Raw genomic sequence first — 12,982 nt, 5'->3', positions numbered from 1 at the left:
CTCGCTTGCTTGATGAAAGGTCTTGGTACGCGGCTTACTTCTTCAGCCAGGCCAGCGTGTAGAGCCGGTCGTCATTGCTGAAAGACTTTTTGCTGACCGTGCGCACGGTCTCGGAGTTCTGGTAGATGCGGATGAACTTCTGCACCACCGGGTCGTTGACCCGGTCCTTCTTGACCACGAACTGAATGGCGAACTGTTGGTCCTCGATGCCCGAGTACGCCAGGCCGCTTGATGGATCAAAGGCTTTGGCTGCCACGATGAAGTGCGGGTAGCCCTGGGCGATATCGACATCACCGGTGATGCGCACCAGCTGCGGCCCTTCGACCTCGACAAAGCGCAGCGACTTGGGGTTGCTGGCAATGTCGTTGATGGAGCCCAGATAACCGACACCCGGCTTGAGCGTGATCAGCCCCACCTTTTGCAGCAGCAACAGGCCCCGGCCCTGGTTGACCGGATCACTGGCAATGCCCACCTTGCCGTTGTTGGGCACATCGGCCACGTTCTTGTGCTTGAGCGAATACAGGCCCACATTCGCCAGAATGCCGGTGCCGGCGCTGGCCAGCGCGTAGCCGTTCTTCTTCACCGCGTTGTCCAGAAACGGCTGGTGCTGGAAGTAGTTGATATCGATATCGCCGTTGTTGACCGCCACGTTCGGTGTGGTCCAGTCGGTGAACTCGATCACCTCCACCTCGATCCCCTGGGCCTTGGCATCCTTGGCCGCCGCATTGATGGAATCGGCATAGGCACCGGGCACGACAGCGATCTTGAGCTTGTCTGCCGCCACAGCCGGCAGCACCGCCACAGCAATGGCAGCGGAGATCAGCACACGCTTGAAACTCTGAAACATGGGACGTCTTTCTGGAGGTAAAGACTGCGCCATCACATGGCGGCAGCAGCAACGAAGCCTCCATTGGAGCTTTCGGGCTGGCTTTGCACCACGAAGAATTTCAAATATGGATATGAGAAGTCTGTGTTGGGGTGTCTATCGCTCGCAGTCACAACCAATGAAGGGGCGACTCGCCCATGGCAGCTGACCTGCTAAGTCAACCCAAGCAATAAAGAGATAGCTAGCTTTACCGGCGATAAAGCGTACGACACGCTGGATTTACATAAGGCTTTCTAACTGCGGGAAGCCATTCCAATCTTCCCGCCACGCAAAGGAGCGACGCTGCGCAAAGGGCTGGCGTTTACTCACCGCAATGAAGCGGTCAAGGCGTGTAGGAAGTTGGGGCGGGCTATGTGGCAAAGATGGAGCAGCTACCAACGAAGGTCTCTGGTAGAAACCGAGATGAATGCTCAAGCGTCTTGGCGAGAAGGTGATGGCCAGGACATTTGACCGTCCGGTAGCCGAGTTCAATATCCGAGAGTCAATCCTCAATCAATTTACCGCGCTGGGTACGCCCCGACGGTCGCTGCTGCTTAAATCCATTTGGGATTGGGAGTGCCTCGGCCTATGGCCTATTTATGCAACAGCGCCGCGCGGATCATCTCAGGGATAAGCAATAATCTCTTTAAATTTAAATCAATTTACTCGCTCGATTTCCATAACACACTTTTCGTCAACAACATTTGCTTTAAAAGCCTTTTCCGCAATGGAGAAATAATAATCAACCCCGCCCTCTTTAGATTCGCTTTTAATATAATTGATAGGTTGTTTTTCCTCGATTTCCAAAAGACTTCTGATGCTAGATTCTGCAATTTCACTAGCGGCGCCACTTCCTTGGTACAAGCAATCAACTCGCGCAACTTGCTCATCAAATGAAAACAAAATAATACATGTCATTAACGAAATCAATGCGGAGAAAATAATCCCATTTTTTAATTCTTTTGACAGCATGTGCCTTTCCTAAATCTAGAAGTATCTTGATAAGAAATTTCTTATTTTATTCAATAATACTTTACAAACGATCCCATTTGGAAAGAAATTCCATCCAATGCCGTTAAGTTTCCGCCAACAAACCTCTATTGGTTTTACTAAAATCATACCAATCGCGTCGAGCTGCTTAACGCCTAGCCTTAACCGTAAATCTTCGGTGTCATGGGGTGTTAGTGACTCTGAGTACAACGAGATGCTCAAGCACCGGGGATCGGTCTGGCTCTATGCCGAACTCCAATGGCAAGCTCCTGTACGTGGTCGACCACAGGCGCCCCTGTGCTCAGCGATGCTGCGCTCCAGTTCTGCTAGACCTTGAAGTGTTTGTTTGGACTGAGCCTGCGCCAACCAACGGGCCTGTCCGAGGGCTGATCAAGCTGACACTACTTGGACTGATACATACCCGATTACATGACGCCAAAAGACGCGAAGTGTGAAGCACCCACCGGCTCAGTCCATTCTTCTATCAGCCCTCGGATTTGAATAACCTATGGCCGACCAATTACACCTTCAGATTCAAGAATTCAACAATCTTTGGATCAATTAACCAAAGAATAATAGCTATTACTATTTTTACAACATCCGAATCAAACCACCAATCTATGAGTGGAATATCGAAAAAAATCTCCAATAAAAACAAAATCATTAGTATGCACGCGTGCAAAACACTAATTACTTGAAGACGCTGGAATAATGTTAGCTCATCATTCACACTCACCGCATTTCTCCTCAACGACCGAAACTACTGCACTTTGCCCCATTCCTACTGCCAAACTAAGATCCAGCCCTAGGCTTTGAGCCGCCCACCCTTGGACATCGTGGCTGTGGCTGGCGCTGCTGACAAGTTGGTCGTTGTCATCTTGCTGTTCGTAAGCAGCAAGGCGCCCGTCCTTGTCGTATTGGCAGCTGGTTTTTCATCGAATGTTGTGCCTTGTGCCGCCAATGGAACGCCTTGCGGTGGTTCTAACGCGGTCTCGCTGCGATCAGTGCTGGATTTCTGCTGCGGTCTCTGTTGGAGAGGGGAAAGGCCTACTTCAAACGCGTTGGTGAGGTGGGGTGGGACTAATAAACCAGAAAGCAATGGTCAGCAAGACCCTTTCCCAGCCGAAGTCCATCCACAAGGACATCACCTCAAACAATCGTTCAAAAATAATTAACAGACCTTGTATGCAGCACGCCGACTACTTGAAGCCGTTTGAAAAATGTCAATTCGAAATAAGCGCTCATTCAGTCCCTCTGCTATCTTGATTGTCCTCATTTATTTATTTCACCATCACTACGAAATAGCAAACTCCCAATTTGTCACCGAGCAGGTTGTGGACACAAAAGCTTAGCGGCTTTCACCTTCTCATAAAACCTAGAAAAATCATACACCTCTTGGTCAAATTTATTTTTACAAAAACATACTTTTGACATTCAAGACGTTAAACATACCTAAGTAGCCATAAGAGAAGAAATATTCTACACCAACCCTCCTCAAGAAAACAACATAATGACTTTCGGTGGGAACTGGGTTATTAGCATTTTTTACATTTAGCTTCATTGAATATTTTGAAAAGTTGCCTACTATATTTTCAACTACGGTGAAGTTATATACAGAGTCTGCAATTTCCTCAGGAACTTTTCGATGCACATGCACTAACGCAACTTCATCCGAAGTGCAAACCACATCGGAAAAACTAATGGCAGGAGGATAAGAAGCTGAGGCATGCATAAAAAATCCATAGATCATAACCAATGCGACTGACTTATGCAACAAGGTTAATGGCATAATTATTTATATTCAAAAACCCAATGATTTTATATTTGCTATTAATATGCAAATAATGCAAATCACTTAAACTCACCTCCAACGCCTATCACTTATCTTTTAGAGCCATTATTTTTGTTACGCAATATGGACTATGCCCTCCATCAGAGAATCCAGCAAGCTGCAACACCTCAAGAACCTCAAGCGGCTCGGCGCGGGAAAACAACTCATTTGTTCCTCTGAAGCTTTTAATCACTGGATTTTGAAGCGCAGAATAAAATCCATTTATGTCGCTAACATCCAATCCGAGCTCATAGAAATTTCCAAAATCAAAATTTTCATAAAGAGGATAACCGAATTTCTCTAGATTCAATAAGGCTACAGACTTAGGAATCAGCATTAATATCACTTTACACTCCTGAATACCCACAACCTCATCACAAATAGACTGAAAAACAGAAGGATTTATTAAATCAAACAGCTGATATAAATTTTCAAAAATATCATATTTCTCCTTGATTATATTGATGACCTCATCATTCTGACCCCAAATAGAGCACTCGGAACTTTGCTCTCTTTCACTCGGCCACATTCGAATATCAAATCCAATACACACATAATCCATTATCGTCCTCCTTGATTATTCCAGCTAGGGTAGGCGCTGCAGGGAAGCACTCCCGCAGGCTCATGATTAAATGTAGATTTCCAATGTTTTCTTTTATTCCAAATACAACCCTTCGGACCTTTATTCATTTGCCAAGTATGCCAATGTGGTATTGTAGGACCTACATTATTACCCTCCATATCCGAAGAGCTATGCGGAGTTCCATCGGCATGAAATTCCGAGCAAATGGTCCCTTCAGGAGGATCACATTTATCTGGGCAAAGCGCCTTCCCTAATGCATAACCGGCTGCAGCACCCCCTGCTGCACCAGCATTTCCTCCTGCATTCCCTCCTACTACTGCACCACTTGCGCCGCCCGCAACACCTCCACCCGGACCAGCAATAACTGTCCCCCCTACACCTCCAACTAAGCCGCCTACCGCCCCCCCCACAGCTCGTCCTGCAAGCCCTCCAACCACGCCCCCCACAGCAGTACATGCCGCCACACATTGTTGATTTGATTCAAGGCCGTATGCATCATAATTGACTAACGAATTATTTACTGAGTAAGAGTATAGATTGACTCCACTAATTAATCCGAGTGGATCAGATTCTATATATCGACCAATGATTGCGTTGTATTCTCTAAAGTAATTGTTATTAACACCGCTTTCATCATCAAAATATTGCCCAGGGAATCGGAGATTGACTTGCGCGATACTTTCCACAGTTTGAGTGGTTCCAAACGCGTCATTGATCTTTTTCCACGTAACCGTGCCTGCCTTATCTGTCGCTATATCAGGCGTACCCAGATGATCCGTATGCAGATAGTGATAGCCGGTTTGGGAACTAGCTAAATCACTATTAACAACCTCTGCCTGCCAAACCGGGTCTGTACTCCACAACCCCTGCTGACCCGCAATAGGATTGAACCCATAGGCTCGCTGCAGCTTGCCATCCTTATCCAACTCCCCGATGAGCGCCTGCTCGCTGTAGATGAAGTAGGTCACTTGCGTGGCCGCGTCTTTGGTCACGCTCTTGCTGATTCTGCGGCCGAATGGGTCGTAGCGGTACTGCGCTTGCGTGCCGTCAGTGCTCTCGTAGGTGATCAGCCGCTCGGCCGCGTTGTAGCGGTAGGTCTTGTTGTCCTGCCCACTCGTTTCCTGTTGGGTATGGCCCTGCGGGGTGTAGCTCACCTGGGTGTCTACTGCTGGCTTTTGGCTAAACGGCTCTTTTTGGGGATAGCGGACCATTTGGTTGTCGGCGTTGTAGCCCCAGGCTCCCGGCTGGTGCGCGCTACTGGTGCGATTGCCTACGGCGTCATAGCCATAGTGTTCGCTGGGCAGGCCCAGGCCCTGCAGGCTTTGGTCGGGGATTGCCTGGGTGAGGCGGTCCAGGTTGTCATAGCCGTATTGGGTGGTGCCCAGGTCGCTGTCGATCTGGGTGATATTGCCAGCCTTGTCGTATTGGTAGGCCTTGCTGGCGAGAACCTGGTTGCTGCCGTTCTTGACTTGGATGCTGGTGGGACGTTGCAGGGCATCCAGTACCGAGGATTTGGTTGCTCCTGGGGTTTGAATGACCGTGGGCATATTCCACTGGTAGTTTTGGTAGCGGATCTCGCTGCTGTTGGGTAGCGTGATGTGGGCGAGTTGCCCCTGGGTGTAGCTATAGGTTTGGGTGCTGCCGTCCGGATAGGTGTGGCTTGCCAGTTGGCCGTCGCTGTTAAAGCTTTGGCCTGTGGTGAAGCTGAAGTTTCCAGATTCATCTACTTTTCCATACGTAGTTTGGCTTTGTGCCGTGCGTCCTTGGGCATCGTGGCTGTAACTGGCGCTGCTGATAAGTTGGCCGTTGCCATCTTGCTGTTCGTAGGCAGCAAGGCGCCCATCGTTGTCGTACTGGTAGCTGGTTTTTTCATCGAGCGTGGTGCCGCCAAGCTGGTGTTGCGCTTGCGTCATGCGGCCAGCCGCATCGTAGCGGTAGCTGCGAGTATTGCCACCGGCATCAGTGCGCAAGACCAGTTGGTGGGCAGCGTCGTAGCGGTAGGCAATGGCTCCACCCATGGGGCGGGTTTCCTTGATTTGCTGCCCTGACTTGTCATATTCAAATCTGTGGGTGTTGCTCTTGGCATCACTCAAGCTGACAAGCTGGTCAAAGGCATTCCAGCTTTGTTGGGTGGATTGCCCTGCGGGGTCCGTGCCCTTGATCTTTCTGCCCAGTGCATCGTACTCAACCAGCGTGGTCTTGCCTGCAGGATCGGTGCTCGCTACACGCTGGCCCAGCACATCATAGGTTTGGCTTTGTGTGCGACTCTCTCCGCCACCCAGGTGCTGGGTGGTCGCCGTTAGCCTACCCTGTTGGTCATACCGGTAGGTCTCTTTGTAGGTGGGGTACTGGGTGGCTATCAGCAGCCCTGCCTGCTCGGTATCATCTGCCCCGTATTCGTAGCTGGTGGTGTTGCCTGCAGGGTCCTTGGTGGCCTGAATGCGGCCTCTCGCGTCATAGGTGGTTTCTGTGACCAGGCCGCTTGGGCTGATCGACTGGATAGGCCAGCCATTGCTGTCATAGGCGGTTCTGCGGCCCGCGCCTTCGGTCTCGCCTGGTGCCAGGATTTCAATCACTCGGCCCCGCTGGTCGTAGCGGGTGACCTGGGTGTTGCCCATGGGGCTGATGACATGGGTGCGCCTGCCTCTCGCGTCATAGCGGATTTGGGTAGCGTGGCCCAATGGATTGGAGGCCTTGGTCACATTGCCAGCGGCATCCACCTCCAGGCTGGTTGTGCGGTTCAGTGCATCGGTCTTGCTGGTGGGGGCCCCGCGCAAGTCATACGCCATCGTTCTCGTGTGCCCCTCCCCATCGGTTTGGGCGGTCACGTTGCCCGCACTGTCGTACTGCCAGCTTTGGGTAATCGCATCCGCCTTGGTCGCATCGCCCGCGCCCTTTGTGCTGCTGGTGAGCTGGCTGTAGGGGTCGTAGGTGTAGAGGGTGGTGCGCTGCTCAGGTAGGCCTTTGGCCTCCACCCATTCGATGACATTGCCTTTGCTGTCATAGCGCCAGGTACTCACAACCCCCAACTGGTTGGTGTAGCTGCTCTGCCGTCCAAACACGGGCTCATACGTGTACTTCTCCACGCTGCCATCGGGATGGGTGATTTGCAGCGGTTGGTAGTTGCTGTCGTAGGTCGTGGTGGTGCTGTAGCCCCGGGCATTGGTGTATTTCTGGCTGTAAGCGCCATCCCATTGGTTAGAGGCGGTCTTTTTGCCGTTGAAGGTGCGACTGAGCTCATTGCCTTGCAGGTCGTACTGGGTGACGGTGGCGTTGCCTCTGCAGTCGGTGTAGGTAACTTCGAACACCCGGCGCTCGCGCAGGTAGTTGTTGGCGCCCGTGGATGCGCAGCCGCTTTGCCCATCAAACTGGCCGACGCGCCCGCCGCCCCAGAGGTTGGCGAGCTTTTGCGTGGTGCCGCTGGTGCCTGTCGGGTCGATGGTGACGCCCTTTTTGCCCAGGCTCAGCATGGGCTCGGGCGCGGGGATGCTTTGGATGTACTGGGCGCTGATCTTGAGGCCCAGCGGGTCGGTGCGGCTGGTGATCTGGCCGTTGGCGTCGTACTCGTATTTCCAGGCGTGGCCCATGACGTCGGTGACCTGGGCCAGGCGCTGGCCTGCCCATTGGTAGCTGACGCTGCGCCCAGCCAGGTCTTCTATTCTTGTGATCAGGCCCCCTGCCATGGTGACGGTGTAGATGGTTTTGCCCCCGTGGTCCAGGATGCGGGCGCTGGTGGCGCTGTCGTAGGCGAAGCTGACTTTGACGCCGCTGGCGTTGGCATAGCTTTGGATGACGCCGTCTGCGCTGTAGTGGATGGTGTTGCCAAAGCGGTCGTACCACTGCCAGCCGGTGTGTTGGCCGGCAGCATCTTTGAGCCGTTTGATGTAAACGGGGGCGTTGCCTTTGCTCTTGGCCATGTACAGATCGCTTTGGCCGCTGCGCTCGTAGAGCACTCCTACCCGCTCGATAACCTTGGCATCGCTGCCCAGCGGATCGAGCTCAAAGCTGAGCGGCGCCCAGGCGGGGTTGAGCCACCAGCGTCCCTGGCTCCAGGAGCGGGCAATGTCCAAGCTGCCGCCCAGCACTTTGACGCTCAGGTCGATGTTGCTCTCTTGGTACTCGCCATTGATCCAGTTGATGCGTGGCTCGCCGGCTTTGGCGACTGGGGTGAAGCCCAACTCGGTGTTGGGGACGAAGGCGCCGATGCCTGAGATGCCTTGGGCGGAGGCGAGGCTGGCCAACCCCAAAGCGGACACCAGCAGGCTGGTGCGCAATATGTGCTTTGCGGGGGCGCCCCCATTTGCATTGGTGAGTGCTGCAGGCTTTGCCGCAGCAGTCGCTAATCCCGCTGTGTTTTTCTTTGTCATTGTCATATCTCGTTCCCTCATATTGCTTGGCCTGGCATGGGCTGATGCCTGGCCTTGCTGCGGCTTTGTGCGGCAGCAAGGCTTGATGGCCAGTGTTTTTTGATTGGGTTGTTCAGGGGCTGAAGGCTTAGCTACTGCCAGGGCCAGCAGGGCCAGATCCACCACCGCCTCCTCCGCCCCCGCCACCACCGCCGGGGCCTGAACCGGCACCTGCGCAGCACTCACCCCGGCAATGGGGCGTGCACTGTGGCGCCAGCGGCAGTTGGGTGCCGGTTCCTCCACCAGAACCACCGCCCCAGCCGCCACCTCCGCCGCCCCAGCCTCCGCCACCTCCACCTCCACCTCCACCTCCGCCGGTGCAAGATGTACCGGTGCCGACCAAGCGGCTGTATTGGGAGAACACCACCCGGTTCTCTCGCTCGCCGTTCACGCATTCAAACGAGCACTCAGCCGTGGCCCATACGCTGTATGACGAGCAGCTCGATGCCTTGCTGCTGAAGGTGTTGGCCAACGCGCGTTGCACAGCGGTAAAGTCGCCCGCCTTGGCATTGGTAAAGCCAATGCCCTTGGGGTGCAGCTTGACGGCGGTCACCCGGTAGGGGATGACCACACGCTGCTTGGCTGCCAGCACCTTGGGGATGTCCGCCAAGAACTCGTAGCGGTAGTACTCATCGGACTGGGGCGGTTTGAAGACGACCTCCTCTGCCTGGATCAGGCCGTAGTTGGTCAAGGTCAGCTCGCCGGTGTGCTCCTCGCCAATTTGCAGCTCGGGCAGGTTGATGGACAGCGGCTCCAGCAGCACCACGGGTGCAGGCACCTGGGTCTGGAAAGTCGCTTCCAGGGTGATGTCGTAGACATCGGGAATGGTGGTTTCCGTGACGCTGAAATCAATGCTGATGGTTTGGTACTGCAGGTGCACCCGCTCTGTGGTGGTAATGCCCGGGCGCACAAAGATGCGGCCGGTCTTGTCAGAGTGGCGCGGGCCGCTGGCACGGTAGGTGTAGGTGCCTGGTGGCAGGTCCGTCACGACAGCCTTACCTTCCGCATCGGTGGTGAGCGTGCGCAGATAGGTGAGCACGGCATCGTTTTGCAGGCGGATGCGTGCGCCGGCCACACCCTTGATCGGCTGGTTGTCCGCGCCCAGGGTTCCGGTAAACAGATCGGTGATCTGGAAGCTCACGCCGCCCTGCCCGCTTTGGGTCACGGCCACCGATACCGGAATGACGCCATCGCCGCTGTTGCCTGCGGTGACGATCAGCCGGTAGTTGTAGATGCCATCGGCCACGCTCTTGTCTGGGCTGGCCGTTACCTGGATGGGCACTTCGCCGCCCACATCGATGGCACCGATCTGGTTGCCGCTGGCCAGGAACACCCAGGCAGGCGGCGGGTTGCCGCTGTTGTCTACCAGCTTGACCTGCACATTCTGCGCAGCCACCAAACCGCGGTTGCCGATAACTACGCTCTCGGTAACGGAGCTCTCTTGCTGCACGCCGGTTTCGATAAACGTGGGCTTGGCAAACAGATCTGGCCGGGCCTGCACCAGCTTGTAGTTGATGCTGAATGTGCCGCGCGGCGTATCGCCTGAATCGGCTGCAAAGGCGGTGAGGACGACCGTGCCCGACTCACCTGCGGCAGCGCTGCCGGTGAACTTGATGACCATGGGCACGGAGGCACCAGCCGCAATATTGACGGGCGGGCCTGCATCCACACTGATGCCCGGTGGCAGGCTGCCGCTGGGCTGGTTGGCGGGCACGACGGCCCAGCGCACCCCCTCCACGCCCGTGCCAGCACTGGCACGCGCCTGGATGGTGATGTTGCTCGCAAAATCGCGCGCCGCCGTCAGGTTGTAGCTGGAGAGGTTAAAGCTCAGACGGTTGATCGTGAAGCGCCCTTGCTCAGCGGTTACGGTTTCATCGGGATGGACCACCGAGACGACATAGGTGCCGTTGTCATTGGCCGCGGGCACAAACTCATAGCGGTAATTGCCGCTCGCATCGGTTGCGATATTGATGCGGCGTTTGAAGCCTGCGATATCCAGCACGATGCGCAGCGCAGCATTCGGGATCGCCTGCGCGGTATCGCGGGTGACGGCAGCGCCGGTGATGACAATGCTTTGCGCCCCATAAGACAGCGCAGGGCTGATATTGGCCACCGTGCCGGTGTAAGGCGTCTTGGGCACCTCCGGCACAACGGGGGCGTTTTGCACCGTCACCACACGGGTGGCCTGCGCGGTCTTGCCTGCGGCTGAGATGGCCACGGCCTTCAAGGTATAGCTGCCATCGGCTGCCGCGTTGGCAGCCCACTGCGCGCTGTAAGGCGCTTGGGTAGGCGATGCCAGCAACACATCGTTGGCGTAAATATCTACCTTGGCAATGCCCGCTGGGGCAGAGGCCACGGCGGTGATGGTAGCCGCGCTGGACAACACCGCATTGGGCGCAGGCGCCACAAAGCTGATGCTGGGTGGCGCGCTGGCATAGGTCACGGTGACCGTTGCGCTCTTGGGGCTGGTGCCGCGCGTGTTGCTGGCAGTCGCCTCCATCTGGTGCACGCCTTCGGCCGGCAAACTGATGCTGACCGCAAAGCTGCCATTGGCGCCCACGGTCACCGGCGAACCCGATGTCTGCCCATTCAAGAACAGCTGCAGCTGCGAGCCCGGCATTGCCGTGCCCGCTACATTCAGCTGCGGCACGGCCACGGTTGCACCCGTTGCTGGCTGGGTGATGACCGGAGCGGCAGGGGCACTCAGATTGAGGCTGAAAGGAATATCCAGCACCGCCGCAATGCCATCGGCATCGGTCGCGGTGATGCTGAAGCTATGGTTGCCATTGGGTAGCTGGGCAAAGTCCACCATCTGGCTGTGGCTGACCGGACTGGCCCGGCCATAGCTGCGCTCAAAAATCTGCACGCCGTTGACGGCCGCCTTGAGGCTGGTGACACCCACGGCACTTTCTGCGCCAACCGCCAACGTGCCCGGCTGGGTGATGGTGGCATTGGCTTGCAGCGCTTGGCCGGCAAAGCTGGCCGTTATGGCTGGGCCGTTGCCGCCTTGCTTTTGTAGTTGGACGGTGCGGGTAGCGGTATTGCTCAAGCCAGCCGTATTGGTAGCCTTGGCTTTGAGGGTGTAGTTGCCATTGGGCACGCCCACCAAGGACCATTGCACTTGGTACGGCGCGGCGCTAAGCAGGGCCAGGCGCTTGTCGTTCACCAAGATTTCCACATCCCGCAGGCCATCAGCGTCGCTGGCTGTTACTGCGATGGTCGTGTCTTGCTCCAGCACCGCGTTTGCTGCAGGTTGGCTGAACTGCACCACCGGGCCTTCAGGTGCATAGGCAATGGGCTGGCTGAGCGAGAACTGGTTGGTCTTGTTCTGCGCCGTGCGGAACTGCACATACAGCATCTTGTCGCCACCGCCGCTTGATACGGTGTAGATCACCTTGTTCGGATGGCTTGCCATGGTCTGCCAAGGCAGTGCCTCGCCAAACTGGTCGGATTCCTGAATACGGTACTGCGCTGCCTGTGGGCACTCCAAGACCAGCTCAACATTGCGAACTCGGGTGACATAGCCCTGGGTGGGCGCCATCGTGCAGGCCAGCACCGGCTCTGCGCTCAGGTAGCTGCCGTAGTCCACACCGGTACTGACAGCATTGCCTTGGCCTGCCGGATTGCCCACCGCATCTTTGGGGCCGCTGGCATGCCCCCACCAGTTGCCGCGCGCTTGCACCACGGCAGCGGGCTGGGTGTTACGCACCCCAAACTGGGTATTGGCCGAAATATCGGATTCAGCGATGGCAGGCGTTGCACCTTGCTCGGCCAACAGACCCACCTCGTTATGGGTGATGCGTGATGCGCTGATGCTGGGACTACCACTGCCTATCACCCGAATACCCACGGCATTGTGGCTGAGCTGCAAACGGTTGAAGCTATAGGCACCGCCATGCACGACCAGGCCAGCGCCCCCGTTCATATAGCTGGGCAAACCTGCTGTGCCACCGGCATACCGAATCTGCAAGCCATCGAGTTTGAGGCCAGCCGCAGGCACACCTGCCTCGACCAGCACGCCCAGCCAATCACCTGCTTGTGCAGTGCCAGGCTCTGGGTTGGTGGCCGCAATGGCGCTGTCATCGAACTGGCTGGTGAATAGGACGTTGGAGCCAGTCTGCAACTGATCGCGCACATTGATGCCAGCGCCCTCGCCAAATTTAACGACAACACCGTCGGCAATGCTGAGCTTGGCATTGCCTGCCGCCAGTGCGACGGCACCGCCTGCCAACCCGGTGCCTGCCAGAACTACCGCCGCCATGGTTTGGCTATGCCTTTTGCCCGCCGTGCCCGCCCTGCGGCATATG

The 12,982-nt window shown here is 55.8% G+C and carries 6 protein-coding genes and 1 pseudogene; 1 reads left to right on the top strand and 6 read right to left on the bottom strand.

Annotated features, from left to right (window positions below; genetic code table 11):
• Nucleotides 1–34 precede the first annotated feature (34 nt).
• Entirely contained in the window at nt 35–847 is an 813-nt protein-coding gene (locus DCO45_RS12390) for a MetQ/NlpA family ABC transporter substrate-binding protein (RefSeq protein ID WP_116926129.1), read from the bottom strand.
• A 138-nt stretch (nt 848–985) separates the two neighbouring features.
• Here DCO45_RS12390 and DCO45_RS12385 point away from each other — a divergent pair.
• Nucleotides 986–1,406, top strand: a pseudogene (locus DCO45_RS12385) (transposase); the annotation flags it as partial.
• 116 nt (nt 1,407–1,522) lie between these two features.
• Here DCO45_RS12385 and DCO45_RS22715 read toward each other — a convergent pair.
• The 5 genes from DCO45_RS22715 to DCO45_RS12370 all read right to left on the bottom strand — a co-directional run bounded on the left by DCO45_RS22715 (nt 1,523) and on the right by DCO45_RS12370 (nt 12,936).
• A complete protein-coding gene (locus DCO45_RS22715) occupies nt 1,523–1,837 on the bottom strand; it encodes a hypothetical protein (protein ID WP_133248150.1) in 315 nt (104 codons plus the stop codon).
• 1,429 nt (nt 1,838–3,266) lie between these two features.
• Entirely contained in the window at nt 3,267–3,587 is a 321-nt protein-coding gene (locus tag DCO45_RS22710) for a hypothetical protein (protein WP_165841192.1), read from the bottom strand.
• Between the two features lie 145 nt (nt 3,588–3,732).
• The gene (locus DCO45_RS22705) at nt 3,733–4,248 is read right to left on the bottom strand and encodes a hypothetical protein (RefSeq protein WP_133248148.1); all 516 of its coding nucleotides are present in this window, start codon (nt 4,246–4,248) and stop codon (nt 3,733–3,735) included.
• On the bottom strand, nt 4,248–7,952 hold the full coding sequence (locus DCO45_RS23240) for an RHS repeat-associated core domain-containing protein (RefSeq protein WP_279324815.1): 3,705 nt from the start codon (nt 7,950–7,952) through the stop codon (nt 4,248–4,250). The genes DCO45_RS22705 and DCO45_RS23240 overlap by 1 nt, the downstream gene beginning before the upstream one ends.
• An 811-nt stretch (nt 7,953–8,763) precedes the next feature.
• On the bottom strand, nt 8,764–12,936 hold the full coding sequence (locus DCO45_RS12370) for an Ig-like domain-containing protein (RefSeq protein ID WP_165841191.1): 4,173 nt from the start codon (nt 12,934–12,936) through the stop codon (nt 8,764–8,766).
• Nucleotides 12,937–12,982: the final 46 nt, after the last annotated feature.

It is taken from the genome of Comamonas sp. JNW (assembly GCF_003105075.1).
GTDB classification, from domain to species: Bacteria; Pseudomonadota; Gammaproteobacteria; order Burkholderiales; family Burkholderiaceae_C; genus Comamonas; species Comamonas squillarum.
This window is presented reverse-complemented; position numbering and strand designations above follow the sequence as displayed.

What these genes read in the sequence shown, in the direction of transcription:
- DCO45_RS22705 (WP_133248148.1), bottom strand. Translation starts at nt 4,248, where the DNA reads ATGGATTATGTGTGTATTGGATTTGATATTCGAATGTGGCCGAGTGAA.
- DCO45_RS12390 (WP_116926129.1), bottom strand. Translation starts at nt 847, where the DNA reads ATGTTTCAGAGTTTCAAGCGTGTGCTGATCTCCGCTGCCATTGCTGTG.
- DCO45_RS22715 (WP_133248150.1), bottom strand. Translation starts at nt 1,837, where the DNA reads ATGCTGTCAAAAGAATTAAAAAATGGGATTATTTTCTCCGCATTGATT.
- DCO45_RS22710 (WP_165841192.1), bottom strand. Translation starts at nt 3,587, where the DNA reads ATGCATGCCTCAGCTTCTTATCCTCCTGCCATTAGTTTTTCCGATGTG.
- DCO45_RS23240 (WP_279324815.1), bottom strand. Translation starts at nt 7,952, where the DNA reads ATGGCAGGGGGCCTGATCACAAGAATAGAAGACCTGGCTGGGCGCAGC.
- DCO45_RS12370 (WP_165841191.1), bottom strand. Translation starts at nt 12,936, where the DNA reads ATGGCGGCGGTAGTTCTGGCAGGCACCGGGTTGGCAGGCGGTGCCGTC.